Genomic DNA, 26100 nt, shown 5'->3' on the forward strand with positions numbered 1-26100 from the left:
TTGGTGTGAGGGCGGCCGCATTTTAGCTGGCAACCTCGCCGCTGTCACGTTTATAGGCGCGGCGCTGTTGAAAGCTTGAGCGAATGAACTGATAACCGAAAAAAGTGTTTGACGGGATTCAGGGGCGCCGCTAATATCCGCCCCCGTTGAGAGGCGAAAGCCAGCCGGTAAGCGAAAACGCTTAGTGGTCTTAATACTGTCGGTGATTAGCGCAGCCTGGTAGCGCATCTGGTTTGGGACCAGAGGGTCAGAGGTTCGAATCCTCTATCACCGACCAAATTTTAAAGTGTACGCACGTAGACTTTGCGCCCGTAGCTCAGTTGGATAGAGCATCCGCCTTCTAAGCGGATGGCCGCGGGTTCGAATCCTGCCGGGCGTGCCATTAAAAGCAGTATCAGTGGTGGCTATAGCTCAGTTGGTAGAGTCCCGGATTGTGATTCCGGTTGTCGCGGGTTCAAGTCCCGTTAGCCACCCCATCATTCAGATTAAGCCGCTGTCCTTTGGACAGCGGCTTTTTCGTGTCCGTTGTATTTTATTTCTTTAGCCATCGTTGCAAACCGCTGTTTTTTGCAACAATCACGGTCGTTACGGTTATCACAACTAGGTATTTTTACCTTTAAATTCAGATTGATACCCCATTGCGTCGGTTGCAGCTAAGCCTGTCTCGACTCTTGTCAATGCTACCGCTATAATGGCGCGTCCTTATTTTAGGTATCGATGCCTGTAGTACCGCACAGCACAGGTGAGCCGGCCATTAAATGGCCGCTTCATTGGGCGTCGGTATGGTTCGAAGGTTAGCGGCAACTTATATCAAGACACATGACATTGGTATTTGCCCACCAGTATCGAATTATCCGTTGTTGACCAAGATCAGCAGCGTGCAAAAGAACACGATTATTTGAGGTAGCGTAATGCAAGTTTCCGTAGAAACCACTCAGGGCCTGGAACGCCGTATGACCATCACTGTGGCTGCAGCTGACTTTGAGCCAAAAGTGACTGAAGAGATGAAGAAAGAATCCAAGCGTGTACGCCTGGATGGTTTCCGCCCTGGCAAAGTGCCAATGTCTGTATTCAAGAAGCGCTTTGGTGCTTCTATCCGCGCTCAGGTGCTGGGTGACGTAATGCAGAACTCTTTCTTTAAAGCCGTAATGGACGAGAAAGTAAACCCAGCTGGCATGCCACGCTTTGAGCCTATCGATACTAACGAAGGCCAAGATCTGCAGTTCGCTGCAGTATTTGAAGTGTACCCAGAAGTTGAACTGGCTGGTCTGGACGCGATCGAAGTTGAAATGCCAACTTGCGACGTAACCGACGCAGATCTAGACAACATGCTGGAAACCCTGCGTAAGCAGCACGCTGAGTTCAACGCTGTAGAGCGTGAAGCTGGCGACAACGACCGCGTTAAAATGAACTTCGCTGGCACCATCGACGGTGAAGAGTTTGAAGGCGGCAAGTCTGAAGGCTTCGATCTGGTTATCGGTTCTGGCCGCATGATCCCAGGCTTTGAAGAAGGCGTTAAAGGCCATAAAGCCGGTGACGAATTCACCATCGACGTAACCTTCCCAGAAGAGTACCACGCGGAAAACCTGAAAGGTAAAGCCGCTCAGTTCGCCATCACTTTGATTGAAGTGAGCGAGCAGGTATTGCCAGAACTGAACGACGATTTCGTGGTTAAGTTTGGTATCGCTGAAGGTGGCGTAGAAGCCCTGAAAGCCGAAGTTCGTAAGAACATGGAACGCGAACTGAAGCAAGCGCTGAAGACCGCAACCAAAACTCAGGTTATCGACGGCCTGCTGAAAGCCAACGACGTTGCTATCCCATCGGCTCTGATCGCTCAGGAAGTTAACGTTCTGCGTCAGCAAGCGATGCAGCGTTTCGGTGGCGCTCAGGCGCAAAACATGCCAGAACTGCCTGCTGAACTGTTCGAAGAAGACGCTAAGCGTCGCGTACAGGTTGGTCTGCTGTTGGGCGAAGTGATCAAAACCAAAGAGCTGAAAGTAGAAGATGAGCGCGTTAACGTGCTGATCTCTGAAATGGCTACCGCGTACGAAGACCCACAAGAAGTGGTTGATTACTACGCACAGAACGACGAAATGATGCAGAACATGCGCAACGTTGCTCTGGAAGAACAAGCGGTTGACGCTTTGCTGGCAGAAGCTAAAGTTACTGAGAAAGCAGTGAACTTTGAAGAGTTCATGAATCAGCAACGCTAAGTCCAGCTCGATTTGACTTGGCCGCCTCGGCCAATCATATAATGGCTCGTATGAGGCTCGTTCCCCATACGAGCCATTTTGTTAGGGAATAAACAAACTATGCTGCAAGACTCCCCGATTAACGCATTGGTGCCTATGGTGGTTGAACAAACCGCGAAAGGTGAACGCTCTTACGATATTTACTCTCGACTATTGAAAGAGCGCGTGATCTTTTTAACCGGTCCGGTTGAAGATCACATGGCGAACTTGGTGGTGGCTCAATTGCTGTTCCTCGAGTCGGAAAACCCCGACAAAGACATCTACCTCTACATCAACTCACCAGGTGGTTCGGTAACTGCTGGCATGTCGATCTACGACACCATGCAATTTATCAAGCCAGACGTGAGTACCGTATGTATGGGTCAAGCGGCAAGCATGGGCGCGTTCCTGCTGGCCGGTGGTGCGAAAGGTAAGCGTCATGTACTGCCTAACGCCCGGGTGATGATCCACCAACCGCTGGGTGGTTTCCAAGGCCAAGCCTCGGATATCGCTATCCACGCCCAAGAGATCATTGGCATTAAGCACAAGTTGAACACTTTGCTGGCCGAACATACCGGTCAACCGATGGAGATCATCGAACGCGACACTGACCGTGATAACTTTATGAGTGCAGACGCAGCCGTAGAATACGGTCTGGTGGACTCGGTGTTATCTCGCCGCACCTCGGCGGAATAACGCAAAAGCCAAGCCACTGGCTTACACTGTACAGATACCGTAGAACGCCTGGATGAAGGGGTTGTGAATGAGTGATATCCAAAAGGGTGACGGTGACAACAGCAAGCTGTTGTACTGTTCTTTTTGCGGCAAAAGTCAGCACGAAGTACGAAAACTGATCGCTGGTCCATCCGTTTATGTGTGTGATGAGTGCGTTGAATTATGCAACGACATCATCCGCGAAGAAGTCAAAGAACTGGCTCCGAAGCGCGAAGCAGACAAACTGCCAACGCCGCATGAAATTCGTGCGCATTTGGACGAGTATGTTATTGGCCAAGAGCCGGCTAAAAAAGTTCTGGCGGTTGCGGTATACAACCACTATAAGCGCTTGCGCCACGGTGGTGATAAGGCAGAAGTGGAACTGGGCAAGAGTAACATCTTGCTGATTGGCCCAACCGGTAGCGGCAAAACGCTGCTTGCGGAAACCATGGCTCGCTTACTGGATGTGCCATTTACCATGGCCGACGCCACCACCTTAACCGAAGCCGGTTATGTGGGTGAAGATGTTGAAAACATCATCCAGAAGCTGCTGCAGAAGTGCGATTACGATGTAGAAAAGGCCCAGCGTGGCATCGTTTACATTGATGAGATCGATAAGATCTCGCGCAAATCGGATAACCCGTCCATCACCCGTGATGTGTCGGGTGAAGGCGTGCAGCAAGCCTTGTTGAAACTGATTGAAGGCACCGTGGCTGCGGTACCACCACAGGGTGGTCGTAAGCACCCGCAGCAGGAGTTCTTGCAGGTTGATACCTCTAAGATCCTGTTTATCTGTGGCGGCGCCTTTGCTGGTCTCGATAAGGTGATTGAACAGCGTGCCCACGTTGGCACCGGCATTGGCTTTGGGGCGGAAGTACGCAGCAAAGACGATGGCAAATCAATCTCTGAAGCCTTTAAGCAGGTTGAGCCAGAGGATCTGGTTAAGTACGGCCTGATCCCAGAGTTCATCGGTCGTTTGCCAGTGGTTGCCACCTTGGGCGAGCTTGATGAAGACGCCTTGGTGCAGATCCTCAACGAACCAAAGAACGCACTGACCAAACAGTACGGTGCCCTGTTTGATTTGGAAGGGGCTGAGCTTGAATTCCGCGATGATGCCTTGCGTGCTATTGCAGCGAAAGCAATGGAGCGTAAAACCGGTGCACGTGGTTTGCGCTCTATCGTAGAAGGGGTTCTGTTGAACACCATGTACGATCTGCCATCGAAAGAGAACGTAGAGAAAGTGGTTGTGGATGAGTCGGTAATTCGCGGCGAATCGGAACCGCTGCTTATCTACCGCAGCGAAGCACAAGCCGCTGCATCAGAATAGAGATAAATCTATTTTACCAAAGGGGCCAATCGGCCCCTTTTTTGTTGCCGCTCATTGAATCGCAGCTGAACGGCCCCATATACTCAGTTACAGAGAGAGCCAATCCTCAATTTCCCCTCACAATTGATTGGAAATAATCAAATTTTTACCGCAGCAAAAGGAATCGAGCGATGACATTAGAGCGTACTGATCACGTCGTCATACCGGTACTGCCACTTCGTGATGTGGTGGTTTACCCTCATATGGTGATCCCGCTGTTTGTCGGCCGACAGAAGTCGATAAGCTGTCTAGAAGCGGCGATGGAGCAAGACAAGCAGATTTTGCTGGTAGCGCAACGTGAAGCGGATCAAGACGATCCCCAAGAAGACGATATCTACCACGTCGGCACTATCGCCTCGATTTTGCAACTGCTGAAACTGCCTGATGGCACCGTTAAGGTGCTGGTGGAAGGTGGTCAACGGGCCAAGGTTCGTCAGTTTACCGATAACGATCCCTTCTTTGTGGCTGAAGCGGAATTCTTAGCCTCTAAACAGATCCCAGAGCGCGAAGAAGAGGTGCTAGTACGCACCGCCATCAGCCAGTTTGAAGGCTACATCAAGCTGAATAAAAAGATCCCGCCAGAGGTGCTCACCTCGCTCAATGGCATTGATGAGGCCGCGCGCCTTGCCGATACCATGGCGGCACACATGCCATTAAAGCTGACCGAGAAACAAGCCGTTGTAGAGATGGTTGATGTGTCAGAGCGGTTGGAATACCTGATGGCCACCATGGAGTCGGAGATCGACATTCTTCAAGTTGAGAAGAAGATCCGCACTCGGGTGAAGAAGCAGATGGAGAAAAGTCAGCGCGAGTATTACCTCAACGAGCAGATGAAGGCGATCCAGAAAGAGCTGGGTGAGCTGGATGATGCGCCGGATGAATTTGAAGCGCTGGCGATCAAGATTAAAGACGCCAAGATGCCAACGGAAGCGGAAGAGAAGGCCAGTGCTGAACTCAACAAGCTGAAGATGATGTCGCCAATGTCAGCGGAAGCAACCGTGGTACGCAGCTACGTTGACTGGATGATTGGTGTGCCTTGGGCGAAGCGTTCTAAGGTGAAAAAAGATTTGGCGATTGCCAGTGATGTGCTCGACTCCGATCACTTTGGTCTTGAAAAGGTCAAAGAGCGGATCTTGGAATACCTTGCAGTGCAATCGCGAGTGCGCCAGTTGAAAGGGCCAATCCTTTGTTTAGTTGGGCCACCTGGGGTGGGTAAAACCTCGCTAGGGCAGTCCATCGCCAAGGCAACTGGGCGTAAATACGTGCGGATGGCATTGGGCGGCGTACGCGACGAAGCCGAGATCCGTGGCCATCGCCGTACCTACATTGGTTCAATGCCAGGTAAGTTGATCCAGAAAATGAGCAAGGTCGGGGTGAAGAACCCACTGTTCCTGCTTGATGAGATCGACAAAATGAGTTCTGACATGCGTGGCGATCCGGCCTCGGCCTTATTGGAAGTGTTGGACCCAGAGCAAAACAACGCCTTTAACGATCACTACCTCGAGGTCGATTACGATCTGTCTGATGTGATGTTTGTGGCCACGTCGAACTCGATGAACATCCCTGGGCCACTGCTGGATCGGATGGAGGTGATTCGCCTTTCCGGTTACACCGAAGATGAGAAACTCAACATCTGTAAGCAGCATCTACTGGACAAGCAGATCAAGCGTAATGGCTTAAAAACCGGCGAGCTGGTGGTGGAGGATTCCGCCATTATCGGCATCATTCGTTATTACACTCGTGAAGCTGGGGTACGAAGCCTGGAACGCGAAGTATCGAAGATTTGCCGCAAAGCGGTGAAAAAGTTGCTATTAAAACAAGCCACCAAGCCGGTGATTGTGGATGGCGATAATCTGCACGAATATTTAGGCGTGCAGCGTTTCGACTACGGCAAAGCGGAAGAGAGTAATCAGGTTGGCCAAGTAACTGGGCTGGCGTGGACTGAAGTGGGCGGCGAACTGTTGACCATTGAAACCACCTCGGTGCCGGGCAAAGGCAAGCTGGCTTACACGGGATCGCTTGGTGATGTGATGCAAGAGTCGATTCAAGCGGCGATGACGGTGGTGCGTGCTCGCGCTGAAAAACTGCGCATCAATGCCGACTTTTACGAGAAGCGCGACATTCACGTGCACGTGCCTGAAGGGGCCACGCCGAAGGATGGGCCGTCGGCAGGCATCGCCATGTGTACTGCGTTGGTGTCCTCGCTTACCGGCAACCCAGTGCGTGCTGATGTCGCGATGACCGGTGAAATTACCCTACGCGGTGAAGTGTTGCCTATCGGCGGTTTGAAAGAAAAACTGTTAGCGGCACACCGTGGTGGCATCAAACGTGTGCTTATTCCAAAAGAAAATGAGCGCGATTTGAAGGAGATCCCAGATAACGTGAAGGCGGATCTAGAGATTTTACCGGTTCGTTGGATTGATGAAGTTTTGTCACTGGCGTTGCAAGATGCACCAACTGGCGTAAGTAGTTAATTCTAGAATTGTAATTTTTCCTTTTAAAATGCGCCTTTTAAGGCGCATTTTTGCTTATTTTTAGCGAAAAAGGGGTTTTCAATGAAAAAATACGTGGTAGTGTAGTCATCGAAACTCAGAATGCGCTGGAAAGCCCAGCAGCACTGGGTTTTAGCCGTATCCAAATAAATGGAATTAGCAGTCTGGCAGGTGCTTGAACTTGTAATTCAGGCTTGATATAAAACCCACCGCAGACCGCGCTGAAACATGGATTTCACGGCGGCGCGAATAATAGAATTCAAGGGGATGAAATGAACAAATCTCAACTGATCGATCAAATTGCTTCTGGTGCTGATATCTCTAAAGCGGCTGCTGGCCGTGCACTGGACTCTTTCATCGACTCTATCACCGAGTCTCTGAAAAGCGGCGACAAAATCTCTCTGGTAGGTTTCGGTACTTTTGAAGTACGTGAACGTGCAGAGCGTACTGGCCGTAACCCACAGACCGGTAAAGAGATCAAGATCGCAGCAGCGAAGATCCCTGCTTTTAAAGCCGGTAAAGCGCTGAAAGACGCAGTAAACTAAAAATCAGTTTATCGTCTAACGCTCAAGTCACGGCTTGGGCGTTGTTATTTTGGCGACGTGGCATTGCTAATTCGTCAGAGATAAAAAGCGCATCCGTTGGTGGTGCGCTTTTTTGCGTTAATTTTGACCATATAATTAAAAAAGAGAAGGCAGATGCTTGAGAAGATCCGCGAAGGCTCGCAAGGCGTAGCTGCGAAGATCATCCTCAGTTTGGTGATCCTGTCGTTCGCCCTGACCGGCGTATACAGCTACCTGGGTTCGAACACCGACCAAGTGGCGGCGATAGTTAATGGCGAAGAGATCAGCCGCTACGATCTGGATAAAGCCTTCCAGAGCGAGCAAAACCGTATGCGCGGTCAACTGGGTGAGATGTTTGACACCCTGATGGCTGACGCAACCTACATGGATAACATGCGTCAAACCGTGTTGGACCGCCTAGTGGCTGAGCGTTTGCTTGACCAAAAGGTGAAAGCGATGGGGCTGCGCGTGTCTGACGCTCAGATCCAGCAAGCGCTGCTGGCCATGCCAGAGTTTCAGGTTGACGGTAAGTTTGATAACGAACGCTACCAAGCGGTGCTGCGTCAAAACAACCTCAGTGGCAACCAGATCCGTGACATCATGCGTGGTGACATGGCACGTCAGCAGTTGCTTGTGGGCTTGTTGGGTACGGAATTTGCTACCGCAGCGGATGCTAAGAGCATTGCGCAATTGCAGCAGCAAACTCGCGACGTCCGCGTTGCGACCGTAACGGCAGAGCAGTTCAGCGCAGACGTAACCGTAGACGACGCTGCCATTGAAGCTTACTACAACGGTAATGCCGCGCTGTTTGTGCAGCCAGAGCAGGTGCAGTTGGAATACGTTGAGCTGAATGTGGCTGATTTAGGCCAAGGCATCGACATTGATGAGCAAGCCGCTCGCGATTATTACGCGGAAAACGGCCAAGCTTACAGCATGCCAGAGCGCCGTTTGGCTGCCCACATGCTGTTCAGTGGTGACGACGCCAAAGCGCGTGCTGATGCGGCACTGGCGCGGGTTAACGCCGGTGAAGCCTTTGCCGATGTGGCCAAAGATGCGTCTGACGATTCCTTTACCGCTGAAAATGGCGGTGAATTGGATTGGATGACCCGTGGCACCATGGAAGCGCAGTTTGACGAAGCCCTGTTCGCTTTAGAGCAAGGTGGTGTGTCAGCGGTATTTGAGAGCGAGTACGGTTACCAAATCGTGCAAGCGAAGCAAGTGGAAGCGCGTACCCAGCGTCCATTTGAAGAGATCCGTGGCGAAATCGAACAGGCCTTAAGCAAAAACAGTGCGCAGCAAGAGTTCTACCAATTGCAGCAGCAGTTGGCTGACGTCAGCTTCGAAGTGCCGGATTCACTGCAAGAGACTGCCGATGCCATCGGTGGCGAAGTGAAGACCAGCCCACTGTTTGATCGCGTTTCTGCCCCTGCTCCGCTGAATAACCCGCGCTTGTTGGCGGCGGCGTTCTCCGATTCTGTTGTACTGGATCAGATGAATTCCGACGTGATCGAAGTGGGTACCAGCCACCTGATTGTGGTTCGTGCGAAAGAGTACAAGGCCGCTGGCACCAAGCCATTGGCTGAAGTGCGCGCTCAAATTGAAGCAACCTTGCTGCAACAGCAAGCTTCTGAGTTAGCACAGCAGCAAGCCGATAAGCTGTTGGCGGATTGGCAAGCGGGCACTGCCCCTGCTGATATGATCACAGCCAAAGCGGTTAACCGCATGGGCAGCGCAGAACTGGATCGCACTTTGGTGCAAGAGCTGTTCAAGCTGGCGCAACCGGTTGATGGTGCCACCTTTGAATCGATTAAACTGGCCAATGGTGACATTGCGGTTGTCGCTCTGGATGCGGTAAACACCCCAGCCGAGTTGCAAGACTTGGATGCCATGCGTGCCCGTTTGGGGCAGCAGTTGGGTCAAGCCAGCTATCAAGCGTTGGTTGCGAGCCTGCGTGCAGAAGCTGAAGTGGTTTACCCACAGTTGGTTGACAGCGCCCAGTAAGCGCGAACAGCCCATAAAAAAAACCACCGCATGCGGTGGTTTTTTTGTGTCTGCAGTCTTGTTATTTCACTGAGCAATAGGCTGGTGGCGTTGATCAGTTCCCGCTCTGAGGTGGGAATTGCGCCAAAATCGCAGTGACCGTTTGCTGTATTCGGTCGCTTTTTTGCTGTGGTGTTTGGCGCTTCTTAACGTTGCTGGTGGCGCTGCCACGCCACACCAGTTGGCGACTGTCGGCATCAATCAAATCGATCATTAAGGTGCCTTGCTGGTACTCACGGACACGGGTTTCAGTACCGAAACCTGCACTGAGCGGGTAATGCTGGTAGTAGGGATGGTAACCAAAGTTGCCGTAGAAGGTATCCACATCAATTTTGGTCTCTACTGAGGTGAGGGTATTTACCAGCAGATCGGCCCCTTCGGCACTAACCTGCGCCAGCCCTTGCTGCTGCAGTTGTGCCGTTACCGCGGCTCGGATCCGTTGTTCATTTAAGCCATCTTGTTGGTAGGGCGAAACGCCGTTGCTGTCGTCTGGGCTGATCCATGCCCAGCTGCGGTACTGATTAAAATCGACTTGGGTGCTGTAGTCGCTGTCGGTCGAGATAGAGGCGCAACCGCTTAAGCTCAGCGCCAAAGAGAGTAACAACACAGGTTTCATCATAAGTTTCCATAGGGCCGGGATGTTAATTAAGACCAAAGTCAGAAGCGATTGGTTCCAGTAGTAACCATAGCGGGTTGCCATTGGGCAGAGCAAACCGCGTGATTACGGCGGTTTGCTGCTACTGGCGAGAGGATTCTTCGTTATGTGAGGGCGGGTTTGTGTCGAGTGAAAATTAGCGCGGATTATTGTTGTCGAGCAGCTGCTTAAGCTGCGAATGCAACCGTGCCTGTACCGGCTCTCGCACTTCCAGTCGATGGTTTAAGGTGCTGCCTGCGCTGGTCTCTTCGGTGATCAGCAGTTCAAATTCGCTGTTGTTGGGCTCCCACGCAATTTGCAGCCGGCTGTGGTAGTGGCTACCGGCTTGAGGGTGGAAGTGAAACTGCTGCAAAAAAGGCACTTGATAACGGCTTTGCTGCGGCAGCGGTTCCAGCTCGGTGTGATCCAATTGATAGCCCAACTCTTGCATCAGCGCGAACACCTGTTGTTGCTCTTCGGTGGCGACGATCTCGATGGCATCAGTGTCTTGTGGATCCGGTGCTAGTGGGATATCCAGTTCCGTTTGCAGCCAAGTGGACACGCCGCCGAGTGACAGCGGGGTGAAATCCGGCAGTGACAGTTGCACCGGCAGCCGTTGTTCGCTGTTGGCGTCAATTCGCAACTGCTCAGCAATCACGCAGTGGGCTATCTGCACTGGCGGCTGAGATTGTGCTTGGGTCCACACCGAAAACTTAACCGCATCCACCTTGGCGGCGCGGTTGCCGCCGTTGATCTGTACCTTGGCGTGCAATGGCTCCCCAGGCTGGTGCTGCTGTTGTTCAAGCAAGGTGTCAACCCGAGTGCCATTGATGCCGATGGTCGACATCACTTTTCCAATCCAAGACACATTACACCTCTGTTTGATGACGCTGGAGCAGGGGCGTTGATCTGATACAATCAAGCCCATTCTCAAAGTTAATTGCAGCACTTTATGATTTCCGACAACAACTCGCAACTAGTCTATAGCACTGATTCTGGTCGTATTGATCAGCCCAAGACGGTGGATGAAGCGCCGCAAGGGGATGGCATTGTGCGGATTAAAATGGATCGCAAAGGCCGTAAAGGCAAAGGCGCAATGGTGATCACCGGCCTAGGCTTAGAAGCCAAAGCGTTGAAGACGCTGGCGCAAGAGCTCAAGAAGAAGATGGGCTGCGGTGGGGCGGTAAAAGGATTTGATATTGAGATCCAAGGTGATGACCGCGATAAATTAAAAACCTTGCTAGAGCAGCGCACCTACAAGGTGAAATTAGCCGGAGGCTAACCATGCAACGCTTTGAGCACCATCTGTTGATCGCCATGCCGTCATTGCAAGATCCCTATTTTAATCGTTCGGTTACCTATATCTGTGAGCACAATGACGACGGTGCCATGGGGCTGATCATCAATCAGCCGGTGGATATCTCGCTGGAACAATTGTTGGTGACCTTAGCGTTAAAGCCTGAAGGTTTTACCGTACCGACGGGCAGCAACAACCAAGTGATGATGGGTGGGCCGGTGAACAGCGAACGTGGCTTTGTGCTGCATTCGCCAATCGCCGGGCTCGCCAATAGCCACCAATTTAGTGAGGAGATCATGCTGACCTCGTCGCGGGATGTGCTGGATCTGCTTGGTTCCGAACGGCAACCACAACAGTATTTGGTGGCGCTGGGGTATGCTGGTTGGGCTGCCGGGCAGTTAGAACAAGAGATAGCCGATAACTCTTGGTTAACCATCCCCGCCGAGTCGGAATTGATTTTTAACGTGGCCCCTGAGCAGTTGTGGCAGCAAGCCACGGCGCGTTTAGGGATCGACGTATGGCAACTTTCTAATGATGTAGGGCACGCATGAGCACCGTATTAGGGTTTGATTTTGGCACCAAAAGCATTGGTGTGGCAGTAGGGCAAAGCATCACTGGCACCTCCCGCCCACTGGTTGGCATTAAGGCCCGTGATGGGATCCCCAATTGGGATCAAATTGCCGCCTTGGTTAAAGAGTGGCAACCAGACAAATTGGTGGTGGGTCTGCCGCTGAATATGGATGGCAGCGAGCAAGAGGTGACGCGGTTAGCGAAGAAGTTTGCCGGCCGTTTGTTTGGTCGTTACGGCATCGAAACGATCACCCACGATGAACGGCTAACAACCGTTGATGCCAAGGCGGATCTGTTTGCCCGTGGCGGCTATAAGGCGCTCAGCAAGGGCGCGGTGGATGCCCAGTCGGCCGCTGTGATTGTAGAAAGTTACTTTGAGTCGCAATACGGTCAGTAAAGCCGATTGGCAACCAAAAAACGGGGAAGCATAGGCTCCCCGTTTTTTATTGCTGTTAAGCCTGTGGCAACGGTTTGGAGGCCGGTTGAGGCCGTTTGGTTTCGCTTGTTTTTGTTGTGGTCTTGGCTTGAAACGATTGTTGTAACAGCTGCTGGCAGGCTTCAGCGGCCAATGGACGGCTGAACCAAAAACCTTGCATTACATGGCATTGGTGCTGCTGTAACCAGTGGCGTTGTTCGTCGGTTTCCACCCCTTCGGCTACCACGGTTAATTGCAAATGCGCCGCCAGATCCAAGACCGAGCTGACAATGGCACTGTCTTGCGCATCATCGGGCAGATTTGCCACAAAGCAGCGGTCTACTTTGAGGGTATCCACCGGAAAACGCTTCAGGTAAGCCAGCGAGGAGTAACCGGTACCAAAGTCGTCGATGGCCAACTGCACCCCCAGTTGCTTTAACTGCCGCAACAGTTCGTTGGTGGTGGCAATGTCTTCCATCAGCAGGCTCTCCGTCAGCTCTAATTCAATCAAGCTGGGGTCGACTTGGGTCTGGGTTAAGATGGCCGCGACCTTATCGACAAAGTGAGGCTGCTGAAACTGCTTGGCCGATAAGTTAATCGACATCCGCACCGGCAACCCTTGTTGGTGCCATTGCCGCGCTTGGGCACAGGCCGTGCGGAGCACCCAGTCGCCAATGGGAATGATCAACCCGCTTTGCTCGGCCACGGGAATAAACTCGGCGGGTGAGATCAGCCCTCGTTCGGGGTGACGCCAGCGGATCAGCGCTTCAGTGCCGTAGATCTGTTGCCGCTGTAACTGCAGTTGTGGCTGATACATGAGGGTTAATTCCCCCCGCTGTTCTGCCCCGCGCAGCTCGTTTTCAAGTTGTGCAAATTGCTGCTGGCGTTGGTGCATTTGTGGTTCAAACAGCAGGCTTTGTTGGTCGCAGTGCAGGGCCTCACGGGCGGCGATGTCGGCAAAGGCCAACAACTCGGCCACGGTTTTCGCTTGGGTAGGGTAGGCGGCGTAGCCTTGGTTAATGGTGAGGTGGAAGGTGTGCAGTTGATCTGAGGTGGTTAATGGCCGTTGGCACGATTGCAGTAATTGCTGTGCGACCAGTTGCAGCGATTCCTTCTGACACTGGTGCACCAGTAGCACACCATAATGGGTCCCCTCAAACCGGTACAACTTGGCCTCGGCCAAATTCAATTGATGTAACGCCAAGCTGAGGCGGCGACTGAACTGCTGCATGATCTCGTCGGCGCTGGCAAAACTCAGTTGATTGGATACGCGTTCAAACTGCTGCAAGTTAATGGTGCCAAAACTAAAGCAGCAGCCCGGCTGTTGGCTCCAATAATCACACTCTTGCAGGAGCTGTTGTCGATTGGGCAAACCGGTTAGGGCATCAAAGTTACTGCGATGGGCCAGTTCTTGCTGTGCTTGGTGAGCGCCAGAGTCATTCAGTAGGTGAATTTGCACTAGCTCAGCCCCCAGCAATAGGGTGGCGTTAACGCTGTAATGATCGGTACCGATCTGTTGTTGCCACTGGGCTTGGGTATGGCCCAGCCGCCCCAAGGTTTGAATGCGGCCGCTGAGATCCGGCAGCAACTCTGCTTCGGAGTGAACGCCATCGGTGTTGTTAATCAGCGCCTTGGTGGCGGGGTTGGCATATCGGATCACCCCATCGCTGCTGCAGCGTAAAATCGGCAAAGGGCTTTGTTCTGCAAACGACGCCAAGCGCAAGCGTTGTTGGTATTCGGTGCTGCCACGGTAGAGGCCAATGGCGGTTACTAAGCTGGTGCCGCTCAACAGCAACGCCAGCCAGAGGCTGCGCTGATGGTTGGTGCGCATGGCTTGGCGTTGTTGGCCAAGCTGTTCGTTCAGTTCCAAGTTGAAGCGGGCGTTCAGCTGAGTTAACGCTGCGGTATTGCTGGCGATGAGTGCGCTGATCTCAGTGGCTATGCTGGGGTTGTTACTCCGGCGCTGTTGCTCAGCCAGATCCAGCAGCTGCGACTGACTGAACAGCAGTCGCCGCAGAGGTTCATGAATTCGGGCGGGTAGCCGCTGCGAGCCGGCATGCTGATAATAGTGGCGCAGCTGTTGCTGCAACTGTTGTCGCAACGGCGTGAAGGACGTTTGCTTGCTGGCGTGGATGACTGCGAGCGTAAGTTGCTGTTGTAACTGCCCCAGCTGTTGCAACTGAGTCAGTGTAGGCAGGTGCTGCTGCAAAATCGCATCGGTTTGTTGGCTGGCGTCATTGGCGCTGCGGTGCTGATACCAACTGAGGGCGGCACTGCCGCAACCAAAGGCCAGCAATAACAGTATCAATAATTTTCGAAAGCGGGTTATTTCCAACCACAGCATAGTAACCACAATCCCTGTAAAAACAGTGCCTCACCCACTGGGCACTGCTTAAAGCATAGGGGCTTGTATTGGCTCTTGCGGGCCGATTGGCGGAATTTGTTGGAATGAATGCTCTAGTCATAAAAAATGCCAATGACAACAAGCAGCTGCTGTCGTCATTGGCATTGTTAACCCTTCGCAACGATCAGCCGTTGAGCCGATATTGCGGCGCTAACTTGCTGATCCCGAGCCCCGCCTGTTTTTCAATCTCAATCTGTACTGGCAGCCGCTCTTTCAACGCTTCGACGTGGCTGATCACCCCAATGGTTTTGCCGCTGGCGTTTAACTGATCCAGTGCATCTAAGGCGGTATCAAGGGTGTGAGGATCTAAGGTGCCAAAGCCTTCATCCAAGAACAGCGAATCGATGCGGGTTTTGTGGCTAACCAGATCCGACAGCGCCAGCGCCAGTGCCAAGCTGACCAAGAAGCTTTCGCCGCCGGACAGGGTTTTGGTGTCCCGCTGGCTCTCCCCTTGCCACGTATCCAGCACCAACAGCTCTAACGCTTCCCCAGCTTTGCGGGTCAGTTGGTAGCGGCCATGCAGTTTATCCAGCTGGCGATTGGCCAGATGAATTAGGTGATCCAGCGTCAGCCCCTGGGCAAAGCGGCGGAACTTGGCGCCGTCGCGAGAGCCGATCAAGCTATTAAGGTGGGCCCAATCGTCATAGCTTTGCTGTTGGCTTTGGATCTGTTGTTGCAACTGCTGCTGGGACTCGCGCTGCTGTTGATCTCGCTGCAGTTCGGCGTCCAGCTGGCCTTGGCTTAGCAGGTTGTGCTGCTGGGCTTGCTGCAGTTCCGATTGCTGCTGACCCATCTGGCTGGCATCCGGCTCGGCCGCCAAACTGTCTGGGCGGTTTTGTTGCAGCTGGTGCTGCTGCATCGCCAGCTGCGCCACCGTGGCATTGGCGCGCTCTAACGCTTGCTCTAACTGGCGCTGCAGCTGCTGCAGTTGTTGGTATTCGTCATTGCTCAGCAACGCCTGCTGCAATGCCGCCAAATCGGCAAAGCCCGCTTGCTGAGCTTTTGCTAGCAGCGCGGCGGTGGCGGCATCGGTTTGTTGCTGCAGCTGGGTTAACTGGGTTTCGCTGCTGCGCTGCTGGCCGTTAAGCTCGCTGTGGCGCTGCTGGAGGCTGCGCTGGGCTTGCTGTTGGCTATCTAAGGCTTGCTTGGCGTCGTCCAGTTGCTGTTGCAGTCGTTGCTGCTCTTGCGCCACTTGTTTGTCGCCAAACAGCTGTTGCCGCTGCTGCTGCATCTGCTTGAGATCCGCGTCGGCCTTATCCCATTGCTGTTGTTGCTGGGTCTGGGTCGCCGTCAGTTGCGTTTGCTGCTGCAACAGGTGCTGCTGCTGTTGCTCAAGCTGCTGTTGCTGTTCGCCTAGGGTTTGCAGCTGCTTTTGTTGTTGCTGGTGTTGCTGTGCTTGTTGTGCCAGCTGTTCCAGCCAGTGCTGGCGCTGCTTGAGTGGCGGTAACGTCAGTGCCAGCGGCTGCAGTTGCTGCTGCCAGCGTTGATCCAGAGTTTGCAACTGGGCTTGCAGTTGCTGCAGACGCTGCGCTTGTTGCTCTAGCTGTTGCAGCTCGGTGTGCCAGCGTTGCTGCTGATGTTGTTGCTCTAACAATTGCTGTTGGCTGTGTTTAAGCGTCAGCTGGCTTTGCTGCTGCGCTTTTTCCAGCTGCAGCTGCTGCTTTTCAAGTTGCTGCAGTGCGGTTTGCTCCGCAGACAGAGCCTCGGCGTGGGCGCTTAATGCGGTTTGATCCGCCAGTGCGAGCGTCCAATCGTATTGCTGGCACAGTTCAAGCCACTGTTGCTGGGCGCTGTCAATGGCCTGTTGCCACTGCTGCAGCTGCGGCGCTTGCTGCTGCACCTGTTGCTGCAGCCCGGTTAACTCGGTTTTTAGGGCTACCCCTTCGCTGATCAGTCGCTGCCGCTGCTGTTCCAGTGCCTCCAATGCGGTGGCGTTGGCGCTTTGCTGGTGCTGCTGTTGGTACTCCTGCACCAGAGGGTGCTCGGTGGCACCACACAGGGGGCAGGGCGCATCGGGCTTTAGCCGTTTGCGCTGCTCGCTTAAATCTTGGATCTGCTTATCCAGCTCAACCAGTTCATGCAGTCGCTGCCGCTCCCCTTGCAGCGATTGTACCTGTTCGCGCTTGGCGTCGGTCTGGCTGGTTAACTCGCCCATGCGCAGCTGCTGTTGGCGTTGTTGTTGGTTAAGCTGATCCAGCTGTTGCTGGGCATGGTGGTACTGCTGCTGCAGCCGTTGCAGCTGTGGCAACGCCTGTTGCAGTGCTTGTTGCAGCTGGCTTTGTTGGGTTGGCAATGCCGCAAGCGTGTGCTGCTGTGCAAACTGAGTCAGTGCCTGCTCCGCCTCGGTTGCTTGCTGGCGGTGCTGAGTTAGCGCTTGCTCAGATTGGGTGAGCGTCTGGGCGATGGTGGCCAGTTGCTGGCCAAGTTGCTGCTGTTGGTTGTGGCTGTCTTGCGGCAGGGTGTTTAACTCGCTGTGCAGCTCAGCTTGCTGCTGTGCCAGTTGCTGCCACGCGGGCAGCAGTTGCGGCAACTGGTCAAAGTTGGGGTGCTGCTCTAGGTTCTGTTGGCACTGTTGTTGTGCCTGCTGATTGTGCTGGCGCTGCTGCTGGTTGTCAGCCAGCTGCTGGCCGAGCTGCTGGCTTTGATCGCGGCTTTGGCTTAGCTGCTGTTGGTGTTCTTCAAGCCGCTGCCGTTGCTGGGTGATGTTGCTGTCGAGCGGCACCACCTGCTCCAGCATCATCTGGTTTTGCTGCTTTTGCTGCTGTTCTTGCTCTGCAAGCTGCTGTTGCGCTTGTGCACTGCGTTGTTGCTGCTGCTGTAACTGTGGTGTCAACTCGGCCAGTTGGTGCTCTAGCTCGGCTCGGCGTTGCTGCTGCTCGGCCTGTTGCGTCAGTTGCTGGCTGAGCAATTGCTGCTGCGCAGACAGCGGCTGTGCCGGTTGCGCTTGTTTTAGCCGCGCTAATGGTTGCGCTTGCTGTTCAACGGCGGCGTTGGCTTCGCTTACTTGAGTGCTGGCGTTATGCTGCGCCTGAGTTAACTCTTGCTGCTGCGTTAACCACGTCAGTCCCAATTGCAGCTGGTGCAGCTGATCGTGCTGCTGTTGCTGCGCTTGTTTTAGCGCCGTGAGCTGCTGCTGTTTTTCGGCGATTTGGGTCTCATCAAGCAGTGAGATCCCTTGCTGCTTGGCTTGCAGCAGCTCCAGTTGATTTTTGGCGTTGGCGCAGTTGTCGTACACCTGCGCCGAGATCTGGCCGTAGATCTCGGTACCGGTCAGCTCTTCCAGCAGATCGGCGCGGTCGTTGGCACTGGCATTAAGAAAGGCGGCGAACTGGCCCTGGCTCAGCAGCATCGATTTGGTAAAGCGGCCAAAATCTAAGCCGGTGAGGCTGGCCACCAGCTCCAGCTTATCGCGCACTTTATCCGCCAGAATTTTGCCATCGCTTAGCTGGGCCAGCTCCACACTGGGGGCTTGCAGCTTGCCTTCGGCACTTCCACGGGCGCGGCGCTGGCTCCAAAAGGCACGATAGCCGACCCCTTGCACTTCAAACTCGACCTCCGCCAGTGATTCGGCGGTGTGGCGGGTCATCAGTTCATTTTGAGAGGGGGAGACACTCAGCCGTGGCGTTTGGTGGTACAGCCCCAAGCAGATGGCATCAAGCAGGGTGGTTTTGCCGGCACCGGTGGGGCCGGTAATGGCGAACAGGCCGTTGCTGGCGAAGGGCTCTTGCCGAAAGTCGATCTTCCATTCGCCTTTAAGCGAGTTCAGGTTTTTAAAGCGCAGGCTAAGGATCTTCATTGGTTGTGCTCCTGCAGCTGCGCCACGGTGGCGCTAAAGTGTTGTTGCAGCCGTAGCTTGCGCGCCGCGCCTTCGTCGCCGTCGAACTGTTCTTGGTCAAGGCGGCGGCTAAAGACATCATCGACGCTGAGCTCAGACAGGGTTTCGTTGTCGCGCTCGGCGCTTAAGCTGTCTCGCTGTTGCGATTTTTGCCGCCGCACCAGCAGCGGCTCTACTGGCAAGCCCTCACACAATGCGGTGACTCGCCCTTGCAGATCCGACAGGTAGCTTTCGCTGCTGATCTCAATGTCGAGCCAGGTGATCTGATCATTATCTGCAAACTGCTGCAGCTGTTGCTCTACCTCGCTTAAATCCCCTTTAAGCAGCGCCATTTGTTGGAACCGTGGCACTTCCAGCGGGGTAATTTGGCGAACGCGTTGGCCGCAGAACTCCACCAGCTGCACCTGCTTGGCTTTGCCCAGTTCATCGAAGCTGAGGGGGATGGGGCTGCCGCTGTAGCGGATATGCTCGTTGCCGCCAATCACTTGGCTGCGATGGATGTGGCCAAGGGCGATGTAGTCCGCCGGTGGAAAGGCGCTGGCGGGGAAGGCATCCAAAGTGCCGATGTACAGATCGCGCACCGATTCGCTGCTGCTGGCACCTACAGTGGTTAGGTGGCCGGTGGCGATGATCGGCAACGAACGATCGCCTTTCAGCGCCAGTGCGGCGTCATACAACCCTTGGTAATGGCTGGCAATTGCTTGTTGTAATTGCTGCTGTTTTTCGCTGGCACTTTGCTCGGCAATCGAATGCTGAATGTCCCGTGGGCGCAGATAGGGGATAGCACACACAATGCCGATGGCGTTGCCACTAGCGTCGGTCAATTCCAGCAGTTGCTGTTCGATGTTATCGCTGGCATTGGCCGTTAGGTGGGTGCCGAGCTCGGCCAATAAGCTTTTGGACTCATTCAGCATGGCAACCGAATCGTGGTTGCCGCCCAGCAGCACCAGCTGGCAATCCAGTTGGCTCATGGCGGTAACGAGGCGGTTGTAGATATGGCGGGCGTAGCTGGGCGGTGTGCCAGTATCAAACAGATCCCCAGCCACTATCACCGCATCAATCTGATGCGCCTTGATCTGCGCTAGCAGCCAATCAATAAAGGCGTTGTGTTCGTCGGCGCGGCTTTTGCCGTAAAAGTACTGACCTAAGTGCCAGTCAGAGGTGTGCAGTAGGCGCATGCAGAGTCTCTATCCCCAAAGCGAGTGCGTGTTATAGGGCTATCCTACTGAGCTATTTAGTGATTGTCCTTGGTTGCCAACGAATTCCCAGCCAACGGCTGTTCCCGCATCCAGTTTTGCCGTTTTTTCGGCAATTATGTTGTGGCGGCTGATTTGATGATGAACCTTAACAATCAATGGTTTGTTCTGAATGTGGCTGAGTAGGCGTGATATTCCATGGCGAATGGTGGCCCTAACTGGAAGTTATGCCCGTTAAGCAGCAGTACAAACGTTGCCGTTGGTTGCGTGTTTGATGGAGTGACAGGATGCAGAAGATAAGGATGTTTTCATGGCGCGGTGCAGTGCCAATGCTAACACTGGCTTTAAGTTTGTTGTTTTCGAGCAGTGCAGCGGCGTGGTTTTATCAACCTCGGGGCTTGTCGTTGGATTTGGCGTGGCATGTGTGGTTTGCCGATAAGATGATCGTGCGTGGCCGAGTGAATAGCAGCAAGGTGGGCAATACCGTTGAGTTATGGGATGCGGAGCTTGATCTGCTGTTGGCTACCACCACCGCCCGCAATGGCCGCTACCGCTTTAAGTTAACTCAGCCACAACAAAGCACCTTGCCTTGTAAGGTTGAGGTGCGGGCAGGCAACAAGAAGCGGATCAAGCGGGTGCGCTGGGCTTCGCAACAATGCGGCCATCGACGTGCCACCATTGCTGGGCAGGTAACGGTTCAACCCAGCCCCGACGCAACAATCAGCGTTCATCTTAACGGCCAACGTTTTAGCACCCGTACCGATGCTGCTGGGGCTTATCAATTGCCGATCCTCAGTAAAGATCTCGAACCACTGGTGTTGATCCAAGCCGATGCCATCAATCCAGAGAACGGCGATCAAATTACGTTGGTCAATATGGCGGGCTCGTTCGCGCGGGTGCTGGATACGCCGCAGCACAATGTTACTCATGTCAGTAGCGCCAGTTATCAGCTGCAACTGCAAGCCAATGGTGGGCTGGTGCCGCAATCCCAAGCAGAGCTGGATGCGCTAGAAACCACGATGGATGCCGAGCAAGTGCTGCAACTGGCTGGGGTGATCAAGCTGCTGTTGACCGATGATCGTTTCAGCCTGCCTTTAGGGCAAACCAACCTGCTGGATTTTATTGCTGATCGCGATGCCGTTACGGCGTTTATCGCGGCAGTGGCGGCGGAAGATGTGATGGCATTGAATGCAGCGGTTAGCGCGATCACGACCGATAGCACCCAGATATCGGGCTTTAACGCGAATCGTCTGCCAAGTGAGCTATTGGCAGTTCGTGTGGCGAATAAAGGGTATTTGGCGCGCTATGCTGAAGTGGTTGAACTGAATGCGGCTGAGCAGAGCGGGCTGTTACTGGGCTTGGGTTACAATGGCAACCCCATCAATCAAGGGTTTGATTATCGCATTGAGCAAGGCCAATTGGCGTTTGATCTTAGGGAAAGCGTACAGACGGAGACCGTGACGTACGACATCGCGGAACTGACGGATGATGTGGCGCTGCTTGATGCCTATTACGCCGCGGGTGGTGCACCGGATGGGATCCGCTATCGCATTAGCGAGATCCAGCGTAATTACAACCGTGTTTATAACGGCAATAAAGTGGATGTGGTTCGGGTAGAAAGCCGGCAGCGTATTAATGTACCCGACTTTACTCTGGCCGATGGCAGCCAGCTTGCTGTGCCAGACAGGGTTGAGGTGTCGGTTAGCAGCCAGTTGCTGCAGTCGGCTACGGCAACGGCCACCAGCGGGTTTAGCACCCGTTGTGATGGCAGCAGCGTTTGTGTGTTGGGACGGTGGGGCGGTCTATACCATCACGATGTGGGCATTAATGTCTATTCCCGTGCCGCTTATAACAACACCGCCTTTGGTGAGGTGATTGAACTGGCAGCCGATGGCAGCGCGGTTGGGGTGATCTCGGCACAGCTCTCCAGCTGGCAAGTGGATGACCGCGGCCGGTTGCAGCTGCATTACGCCGATGGCACCGTGCAAACCAGCACGATTATCGATCAGCAAGGGCTGGAATACGGTGTGTTAAGTGAGTTTCAGCAGGGGCAGCAACGCTACGCCAGTTACAATATCTGGGTGCGGGGCGACAGCAGCTTTGCACTGGATCTTAGTTATCTACTGAACCCCCAGCCACAGCAGTATTGGAATGGCGAAGTGAACGCATGGCGACCAGGGGTTTACGATGAACAGGGCAATCGCCACGCCTCAAACTACTTTGGTTGGAAGTTTGATAGCGGCATGAACGTCAGCAACCGCCGCTATCGATCTTACGACTACGATGGAGATGGCAACAACGATGACGTGTGGTTGATCAATGAAACCCTTGGTTGGGAGTCGCTGGCGGATCGGGTTTTGATCAACCGCAGCAGTTACGCTCGTCGCTACTGGATCCCACTGGCAGCAACCGAACTGGATGGTGAGCGGGTGTTTTATGTGATGGAGGTGGCCGAGCGTAACGCCGAGCTGCAATACGGTGGCGAACCGGGCTGGCATACCTACTTCTCCCCACGGGTAAACATTGAGCGTGAGATTGATCAGTACCAACCGTTTGATGCCGAGGTGATCGTGCCAGCGTCTTAAGCGCCAGCTCACCCAGCAAGTGCCCCAGCAAGTACCGTAGCCGCTGTGCGATTCTGGCTGTACTTGCTGGGAACATCAACAATCAAGCGGTCTCAGTGCGTTGTGGTTTTGCTTTTAACGGAGAGCCCGTTAAGCTTGCCCTCTATCGCTAAAGGAGCCGCCCATGTCCCACCGTCATACCCCCGCTAACACCATCGTTGTACTGGATTTTGAAACCACCGGTTTGTCCCCCAACATGGGCGATCGGGCTATTGAAATTGGTGCCGTTAAATTGGTGGATGGTCAGGTGGTGGATCAATTCAGCGAATTGATGGATCCGGGGTTTCGAGTGAGTGGCTTTATTGAAAGTTACACCGGGATCAGTAACGCCATGCTCGCCACGGCACCTAACTGCGCCGAGGTGATGCACCGCTTTGCTGATTTCATTCAAGGCTGCAATATGCTGGCCCACAACGCCTCTTTTGATAAGAAGTTTTTGGATGCCGAGCTGGACGCCATTGGCCGCAGCTACAGTGGTGAATTTGTCTGTTCGCTGTTGATTGGTCGCCGCATCTACCCGCACGCGCCCAACCACAAATTGGGCACCTTGGTGGAGTACAAAAACGTGCAGCACGATGGCGTATTTCACCGTGCCTTGGCCGATGCGCAGATGACCGCGAAACTGTGGCTTGCGATGGTGGCAGATTGTGGTGGCAACGTTAGCTTTGCCCAGATGTACACCATCAGTAAAACCCCCAAAGCGAAAGTGCCCGCACTGTTAGCTACGTTGTAAATCGCGAGCCTCATTAGCGTTGCATTGAACGAGTAGCGGCTGGCTAATCATCAACAAACCCCTTAGTTTGGGTACCTTCGACACGGAGGTAAAATGAAAACCCTGATCCCCTACAAAACCACCTTAGATGGTGGCAATGCCTACTGGATGGCTCGGCTGGCACAGCTGGTGTATTGCCGTCGCCCCGCCGATCCCCGTCCGGATGAGGCGCCGATCCTTACTGCGCTGCAACAGCAAGATCCGCAATTTACCCAAGTGATTGGCTACAGCGAGCAGAGTGCTCAAGCGATGCTGGTGGTGCATGGGGACTACCTTGCCGTGGCGTTTCGTGGCACCGACGAGCCCAATGATTGGCTGGATAACCTCAATGCCTTTGCCACCGACCAGCTGTTTGGCGAGTTTCACCGTGGCTTTTATCAATCCTTTGCGGCGCTATGGCCGCAGATCGAGGCCGACATCAATCGGCAGCAGCAACAGCAATCTCGGCCTCTGTTCTTTTGCGGCCACAGCTTAGGTGGGGCGATGGCAACCATTGCAGCGGCGCAGTTGGTGCATCAGGACAAGCCCTTCACCTCGCTTTATACCTTTGGCCAACCACGGGCGATGACTCGCGCTACTGCACGGATCTTCAACCAAGAGGCCAAGGGGCGCTATTTCCGTTTTCACAACAACAACGACCTGGTGACCCGAGTGCCAGCACGCTTTATGGGCTACAGTCACGCCGGCACCTACCTCTACATCAGTGAAGAGAAACAGATCCACCAAGAGCCCGGTTTTTGGTTCCGGTTCTTAGATTCGGTGGATGGTGCGGTAAATTCGGTGCTGGACTTGGGGTTAGATGCCATTGACGATCATGGCATGGAGCACTATCTGGCCGCCATCGAACAGTGGCAGTTCGAACCGTAAGGACGGCACGGCATTAGCTGGCTTGTTGCTGTGGTTGACTGTGCTGCTGGATCCAATCCAGTGCCAACGGCCACAGCGCCTGACACTGGCGACTGAAGAACTTCATGTGCCCAATCTCTTTCAGGCCATGTTCTTGTGGCACTAACGTCAGCCGTTGTGGCTGCAATTGGTGATGCACCGCAATCATCTCGGCCACGTTGCGGTTGTTGGCGATCTCATCATCACTGGCGTTGATCCACAGGGCTGGAATATTCAACCGATGGTAACTGTGCTGTTGAATGGCGTGGCCAAAATCAGTTTGCACGTAGCCACTGCCGTTACACCAGTGCCGCCACTGTTGCGCAACTGCCTTAGGCAGCGGTTCACCCATGCCGAACCACTGCGATTTGGTGTGGCCGAACAGCAGATTGCTAAGGGGAATAAAGCCGTTCATAAAGTACTGGGCGCTAAGCCAAAATGGCATCCGCATGTTGCTTAAATTGCCCGATGAACAAGCAAAAGCAAACATCGAACTAAGCTGGGCACTGTTGTGCATCAACCCCAGCAACTGTCCGCCAGCGCTGTGGCCAATCAGATGACAAGAACGGTTAGGCACTAACTGTTGCAGCTTGGCCAGTACCGCAGGCATATCTTGCTCACCCCATTGCTGGATCGAGGCCGTACTGTTGCTAACGGCCCCCTGTAACGAGCCGCCAATGCCGCGATTATCAAAACTCAATACTGCCAGTCCCTGTTGCGCTAAATAGCGGGAAAAATTGGCATAAAACTGACGTTTTATCCCCGTTGCCGGCGCAATCATCACCGCCGCTGAGGCGGCAATCTTTGGGGCAAAATAGCTGGCTGCCAATACGGTGCCATCTTCGCAGTTGATCGTCAGTTGCTCGCAAGTGATATCGTCCATGGCCTTCATACTGTTCAAGTGTGAGAAAGATCACATTAGCGTGAAGGGGCCAACTGGTCAAACCTGTTCTTGGTGTCACCATTGACGCGAGCAAGAAGCAAGGTGGATCAAAGCCGAGGATGGCAGGTGGGGATCAAGCAGATACAAAAAAGCCACCTTCTTGCGAAGGTGGCTTTTTCCAAACGTTTGGTGGAGCTGGCGGGATTTGAACCCGCGTCCAAAACATCTACGCCGTCGGCACTACATGCTTAGTCACTGTTTTATTTAACCGGTCAAGACCCCCAGAGACAGGGTTCTATCGGGTGAGTCGGATTGGTTTTAACGCTTTCTCTCCCGACAAAGAGTCCACGCGATCATGCAGGGTTTGACTACCTTGAATCTTCAGCCAGCAAGCGGGGCTTCAGAGGTAGGCACTACACAGCGTATTAGGCTGCTAGTGCGTAGTTTTCGTCGTTTGCGACTATTTTTTTGCGGCTTTTTACGTGGCCAACCGCCCCACGGCATGCTCCTAGGGTTTCAAATATTCTGTCGAATCCTGAATCAGCCCCAGAACTTAAGTCTACCACCGTTAGCCGCTGACGGCCAAGAGCAAACTGTTCATACAACCAGCAGTTAGCGCATGCTGCCTTTCATTACGCGTGCTTTTTCACGTTGCCAGTCGCGTTCTTTGCTGTCCTGACGTTTATCGTGCAGCTGCTTACCCTGTGCAAGGGCTACTTCCAGCTTAACGTTGGATTTGCTCCAGTACAGCGCAACTGGCACCAAAGTGTGGCCAGAGCGCTCCACTTGGCCGATCAAGCGATCAAGCTCGCGTCGTTTCAGCAACAGCTTTCGCGGTCGCATCGGCTCGGCGATAACGTGGGTAGAGGCAACATGTAATGGGGTAATGTTGCAGGCAACCAGGTAGGCCTCGTTGCGTTGAATGATGACGTAGCAATCGGTCAGGTTAACTTTGCCCTGACGGAGTGACTTAACTTCCCAGCCTTGTAAGACCAGACCCGCCTCAATCTTCTCCAAAAACTTATATTCGTGCTTCGCTTTTTTGTTCAGCGCGATAGTTGAGGAGGTGGGCTTGGATTTCTTTGCATTATTCTTAGCCATAAGCGCGACATTATACCTGTCTTACAGCGTTTTGGTATCGCTTCAGCTGTGGCAAAATGATCTCATGTGATCAGTGGA

The 26100-nt window shown here is 53.7% G+C and carries 20 protein-coding genes, 3 tRNA genes and 1 other RNA gene; 15 read left to right on the forward strand and 9 right to left on the reverse strand.

Going from position 1 to position 26100, the window contains the following annotated elements:
- Nucleotides 1-200: 200 nt before the first annotated feature.
- From Q0796_RS06280 to Q0796_RS06320, 9 genes are all read left to right on the forward strand, one after another.
- Nucleotides 201-277 (forward strand) — tRNA-Pro (locus tag Q0796_RS06280).
- A gap of 28 nt (nt 278-305) precedes the next feature.
- Nucleotides 306-382 (forward strand) — tRNA-Arg (locus Q0796_RS06285).
- A gap of 18 nt (nt 383-400) precedes the next feature.
- Nucleotides 401-476: transfer RNA gene (locus Q0796_RS06290), tRNA-His, on the forward strand.
- 435 nt (nt 477-911) lie between these two features.
- Complete coding sequence (gene tig / locus Q0796_RS06295; protein ID WP_298441212.1) at nt 912-2213, forward strand: trigger factor; 1302 nt, start codon at nt 912-914, stop codon at nt 2211-2213.
- Nucleotides 2214-2312: 99 nt separating this feature from the next.
- Nucleotides 2313-2927, forward strand: coding sequence for an ATP-dependent Clp endopeptidase proteolytic subunit ClpP (gene clpP / locus Q0796_RS06300; RefSeq protein WP_298441213.1), 615 nt, complete (start codon nt 2313-2315; stop codon nt 2925-2927).
- Nucleotides 2928-2994: 67 nt separating this feature from the next.
- Nucleotides 2995-4272, forward strand: coding sequence for an ATP-dependent protease ATP-binding subunit ClpX (gene clpX / locus Q0796_RS06305; RefSeq protein WP_298441215.1), 1278 nt, complete (start codon nt 2995-2997; stop codon nt 4270-4272).
- 170 nt (nt 4273-4442) lie between these two features.
- Complete coding sequence (lon, locus tag Q0796_RS06310; RefSeq protein WP_298441216.1) at nt 4443-6785, forward strand: endopeptidase La; 2343 nt, start codon at nt 4443-4445, stop codon at nt 6783-6785.
- A gap of 290 nt (nt 6786-7075) precedes the next feature.
- Nucleotides 7076-7348, forward strand: coding sequence for a nucleoid-associated protein HU-beta (gene hupB / locus Q0796_RS06315; protein WP_298441218.1), 273 nt, complete (start codon nt 7076-7078; stop codon nt 7346-7348).
- A 153-nt stretch (nt 7349-7501) separates the two neighbouring features.
- A complete protein-coding gene (locus Q0796_RS06320; protein ID WP_298441220.1) occupies nt 7502-9367 on the forward strand; it encodes a SurA N-terminal domain-containing protein in 1866 nt (621 codons plus the stop codon).
- Nucleotides 9368-9461: 94 nt separating this feature from the next.
- Here the strand turns inward: Q0796_RS06320 and Q0796_RS06325 are convergent, their stop codons facing one another.
- Nucleotides 9462-10022, reverse strand: a complete 561-nt coding sequence (locus Q0796_RS06325; protein ID WP_298441222.1) for a DUF4136 domain-containing protein — start codon at nt 10020-10022, stop codon at nt 9462-9464.
- A gap of 175 nt (nt 10023-10197) precedes the next feature.
- The gene (locus tag Q0796_RS06330; protein ID WP_298441224.1) at nt 10198-10908 is read right to left on the reverse strand and encodes a sporulation protein; all 711 of its coding nucleotides are present in this window, start codon (nt 10906-10908) and stop codon (nt 10198-10200) included.
- Nucleotides 10909-10992: 84 nt separating this feature from the next.
- Between Q0796_RS06330 and yciH the strand changes: the two genes are divergently transcribed.
- Genes yciH through ruvX form a run of 3 tightly spaced genes read left to right on the forward strand, consistent with a single transcriptional unit; the run spans nt 10993 to nt 12304 of the window.
- Nucleotides 10993-11322 carry a stress response translation initiation inhibitor YciH gene (gene yciH / locus Q0796_RS06335; RefSeq protein WP_298441226.1) on the forward strand — a complete coding sequence of 110 codons (330 nt, stop codon included), beginning with the start codon at nt 10993-10995 and terminating at the stop codon, nt 11320-11322.
- A gap of 2 nt (nt 11323-11324) precedes the next feature.
- Nucleotides 11325-11888 carry a YqgE/AlgH family protein gene (locus tag Q0796_RS06340; RefSeq protein WP_298441228.1) on the forward strand — a complete coding sequence of 188 codons (564 nt, stop codon included), beginning with the start codon at nt 11325-11327 and terminating at the stop codon, nt 11886-11888.
- Nucleotides 11885-12304 carry a Holliday junction resolvase RuvX gene (gene ruvX / locus Q0796_RS06345; RefSeq protein ID WP_298441230.1) on the forward strand — a complete coding sequence of 140 codons (420 nt, stop codon included), beginning with the start codon at nt 11885-11887 and terminating at the stop codon, nt 12302-12304. Before Q0796_RS06340 ends, ruvX begins: the two co-directional genes overlap by 4 nt.
- Nucleotides 12305-12359: 55 nt before the next feature.
- Here the strand turns inward: ruvX and Q0796_RS06350 are convergent, their stop codons facing one another.
- The 4 genes from Q0796_RS06350 to sbcD form a co-directional block, all read right to left on the reverse strand.
- Nucleotides 12360-14630, reverse strand: a complete 2271-nt coding sequence (locus Q0796_RS06350; RefSeq protein ID WP_298441233.1) for a GGDEF domain-containing phosphodiesterase — start codon at nt 14628-14630, stop codon at nt 12360-12362.
- A gap of 17 nt (nt 14631-14647) precedes the next feature.
- Entirely contained in the window at nt 14648-14776 is a 129-nt protein-coding gene (locus Q0796_RS18290) for a zinc-finger domain-containing protein (RefSeq protein WP_363322307.1), read from the reverse strand.
- Between the two features lie 74 nt (nt 14777-14850).
- Complete coding sequence (locus Q0796_RS06355; protein WP_298441234.1) at nt 14851-18522, reverse strand: AAA family ATPase; 3672 nt, start codon at nt 18520-18522, stop codon at nt 14851-14853.
- Nucleotides 18519-19739 (reverse strand): exonuclease subunit SbcD, encoded by a 1221-nt coding sequence (gene sbcD / locus Q0796_RS06360; protein ID WP_298441236.1) that lies wholly within the window; start codon nt 19737-19739, stop codon nt 18519-18521. The genes Q0796_RS06355 and sbcD overlap by 4 nt, the downstream gene beginning before the upstream one ends.
- Before the next feature lie 305 nt (nt 19740-20044).
- Here sbcD and Q0796_RS06365 point away from each other — a divergent pair, with 305 nt between their 5' ends.
- The 3 genes from Q0796_RS06365 (at nt 20045) to Q0796_RS06375 (ending at nt 24020) form a co-directional block, all read left to right on the forward strand.
- On the forward strand, nt 20045-22342 hold the full coding sequence (locus tag Q0796_RS06365; RefSeq protein WP_298441238.1) for a hypothetical protein: 2298 nt from the start codon (nt 20045-20047) through the stop codon (nt 22340-22342).
- Between the two features lie 163 nt (nt 22343-22505).
- Complete coding sequence (locus tag Q0796_RS06370) at nt 22506-23114, forward strand: 3'-5' exonuclease (protein WP_298441240.1); 609 nt, start codon at nt 22506-22508, stop codon at nt 23112-23114.
- A 93-nt stretch (nt 23115-23207) separates the two neighbouring features.
- Nucleotides 23208-24020: a lipase family protein gene (locus tag Q0796_RS06375; protein WP_298441242.1), complete on the forward strand. Its 813-nt coding sequence runs from the start codon at nt 23208-23210 to the stop codon at nt 24018-24020.
- Between the two features lie 13 nt (nt 24021-24033).
- Here the strand turns inward: Q0796_RS06375 and Q0796_RS06380 are convergent, their stop codons facing one another.
- The 3 genes from Q0796_RS06380 to smpB form a co-directional block, all read right to left on the reverse strand.
- Nucleotides 24034-24921, reverse strand: a complete 888-nt coding sequence (locus Q0796_RS06380) for an alpha/beta fold hydrolase (protein ID WP_298441244.1) — start codon at nt 24919-24921, stop codon at nt 24034-24036.
- A 187-nt stretch (nt 24922-25108) separates the two neighbouring features.
- Nucleotides 25109-25469, reverse strand: a transfer-messenger RNA (tmRNA) gene (gene ssrA, locus Q0796_RS06385).
- A gap of 64 nt (nt 25470-25533) precedes the next feature.
- On the reverse strand, nt 25534-26022 hold the full coding sequence (gene smpB / locus Q0796_RS06390) for an SsrA-binding protein SmpB (RefSeq protein ID WP_298441246.1): 489 nt from the start codon (nt 26020-26022) through the stop codon (nt 25534-25536).
- Nucleotides 26023-26100 lie beyond the last annotated feature (78 nt).

Origin of the sequence: uncultured Ferrimonas sp. (genome assembly GCF_947489035.1) — a bacterium.
Taxonomy (GTDB): domain Bacteria; phylum Pseudomonadota; class Gammaproteobacteria; order Enterobacterales; family Shewanellaceae; genus Ferrimonas.

Excerpts from the sequence above, each read along its gene's own strand:
- tig (WP_298441212.1), top strand. The coding sequence starts at position 912 with ATGCAAGTTTCCGTAGAAACCACTCAGGGCCTGGAACGCCGTATGACC.
- clpP (WP_298441213.1), top strand. The coding sequence starts at position 2,313 with ATGCTGCAAGACTCCCCGATTAACGCATTGGTGCCTATGGTGGTTGAA.
- clpX (WP_298441215.1), top strand. The coding sequence starts at position 2,995 with ATGAGTGATATCCAAAAGGGTGACGGTGACAACAGCAAGCTGTTGTAC.
- lon (WP_298441216.1), top strand. The coding sequence starts at position 4,443 with ATGACATTAGAGCGTACTGATCACGTCGTCATACCGGTACTGCCACTT.
- hupB (WP_298441218.1), top strand. The coding sequence starts at position 7,076 with ATGAACAAATCTCAACTGATCGATCAAATTGCTTCTGGTGCTGATATC.
- Q0796_RS06320 (WP_298441220.1), top strand. The coding sequence starts at position 7,502 with ATGCTTGAGAAGATCCGCGAAGGCTCGCAAGGCGTAGCTGCGAAGATC.
- Q0796_RS06325 (WP_298441222.1), bottom strand. The coding sequence starts at position 10,022 with ATGAAACCTGTGTTGTTACTCTCTTTGGCGCTGAGCTTAAGCGGTTGC.
- yciH (WP_298441226.1), top strand. The coding sequence starts at position 10,993 with ATGATTTCCGACAACAACTCGCAACTAGTCTATAGCACTGATTCTGGT.
- Q0796_RS06340 (WP_298441228.1), top strand. The coding sequence starts at position 11,325 with ATGCAACGCTTTGAGCACCATCTGTTGATCGCCATGCCGTCATTGCAA.
- ruvX (WP_298441230.1), top strand. The coding sequence starts at position 11,885 with ATGAGCACCGTATTAGGGTTTGATTTTGGCACCAAAAGCATTGGTGTG.
- Q0796_RS06355 (WP_298441234.1), bottom strand. The coding sequence starts at position 18,522 with ATGAAGATCCTTAGCCTGCGCTTTAAAAACCTGAACTCGCTTAAAGGC.
- sbcD (WP_298441236.1), bottom strand. The coding sequence starts at position 19,739 with ATGCGCCTACTGCACACCTCTGACTGGCACTTAGGTCAGTACTTTTAC.
- Q0796_RS06365 (WP_298441238.1), top strand. The coding sequence starts at position 20,045 with ATGCAGAAGATAAGGATGTTTTCATGGCGCGGTGCAGTGCCAATGCTA.
- Q0796_RS06370 (WP_298441240.1), top strand. The coding sequence starts at position 22,506 with ATGTCCCACCGTCATACCCCCGCTAACACCATCGTTGTACTGGATTTT.
- Q0796_RS06375 (WP_298441242.1), top strand. The coding sequence starts at position 23,208 with ATGAAAACCCTGATCCCCTACAAAACCACCTTAGATGGTGGCAATGCC.
- Q0796_RS06380 (WP_298441244.1), bottom strand. The coding sequence starts at position 24,921 with ATGGACGATATCACTTGCGAGCAACTGACGATCAACTGCGAAGATGGC.
- smpB (WP_298441246.1), bottom strand. The coding sequence starts at position 26,022 with ATGGCTAAGAATAATGCAAAGAAATCCAAGCCCACCTCCTCAACTATC.